Raw genomic sequence first — 1,367 nt, forward strand, 5'->3', positions numbered from 1 at the left:
CGGACGTGGCCCGCCGCAACCGCTCGACGGCGGCCTGCAGGTCGGGGTCGCGCGGCGGTCGCACCGGGCGGCTGCGCAGGTCCTGCCCGCGCCAGCGCTCGACCTCGCGCAGCAGCCGGGTCGGCGAGCCGCTGTCGAGGGCGATCCGCAGGCCGAGACGGGCGAGGTCCTGGCCCAACGCCGGCAGGTGGGCCTGCAGGTCGCTGGCGCCGAGACCCGCGCGGTGCCGGGCGAGCACGGCGAGCCCCGAGCGGACCGCGGCCGCGGCCGCCCGGTCGTCGCCCTCGTGGTGGCGCAGCAGCGCGAGCGCGTGGTGGTGGCGCAGCCGCACCATGGCGGGGTCGCGGGACGACACGCGCCCGGCCGGGCCCAGCAGGTCGGCGGCCTGCTGCGCCCGTCCCTGCGACGTCGCGATGCGCACGGCGGCCAGCCGGGCGTCGGTGGCGGCCTCCGACCAGTGGTCGTCGCCGAGCGCCCGCGCCAGCTCGGCCGCCCGGTCGGCGCGCGCCAGGTCGTCGTCGCCGGCGAGCTCCAGCGCGAGCACCTCGAGGTGGCGGGCCAGCAGCACCCAGCCGGGACGTCGCTGCCGCTCGGCGTGCTCGCGGGCCGAGCGGGCCAGCTCGACCGCCGGCTCGGCCTCGCGCTCGAGCAGCGCGATGCGGGCCAGCAGCACCTCGCTCTCGACCAGGTCGGCCCCCTGGCCGGCCGCGGCGAACGCGGCGCGGGCGGCCTCGGCCAGCTCGCGCGCCTCGCCCACGACCCCGACCGACAGCAGCAGCGACGCCCGGTCGAGGTGGTGCTGCCCACCCGGAGCGCCCAGAGCGGCCAGGACCGGCTCGGCGGCGTCGAACCGCTCCAGGGCCAGGACGACGTCGCCGCGCTCGCGGGCCAGGCAGCCGAGGTTCCACAGGGTGCGAGCCGCCTCGAGGTCGCGCCCCAGCGCGACCCGCAGCTCGTGCGAGCGGGTCAGGTCGCGCTCGGCCCCGTCGAGGTCGCCGAGGAACGCCCGCAGCACCCCGCGGTTGCTCAGCACCCGTGACTCCCACACGTCGTCCGCCGCGCGGTGCAGCTGCGGGACGACGGCGTCGTAGGTGGCCAGGGCCTCGCTGAACCGCCCGCAGCGCTGCTGGATCAGGGCGCGCTGGGCCTGCAGCCGCAGGCTGGCCACGCCGTCGAGGTCGCCGGCCGCCCGTGCCGACTGCCGCAGCGCCTGGGCCGTCTGCCCGGCGTCCAGCAGCACGAACGACAGGGTCATGCGGGCCTCGGCCGCGCTCGAGCGGTCGCCGGCCTGGCTGGCCGCCCGCACCGCGCGGCGCAGCGCCTGCTCGGCCTGCTCGAGGTCGCCGCGGTCGCGGGCCGCCAGGCCG

Annotated in this window: 1 pseudogene; it reads right to left on the reverse strand. The window is 79.6% G+C overall.

Features of this window, described 5'->3' with window-relative positions:
* Positions 1 to 1,367 (reverse strand): annotated as a pseudogene (locus tag ACYVJ4_RS18480) (CHAT domain-containing protein); the annotation flags it as partial.

It is taken from the genome of Angustibacter peucedani, assembly GCF_054779595.1.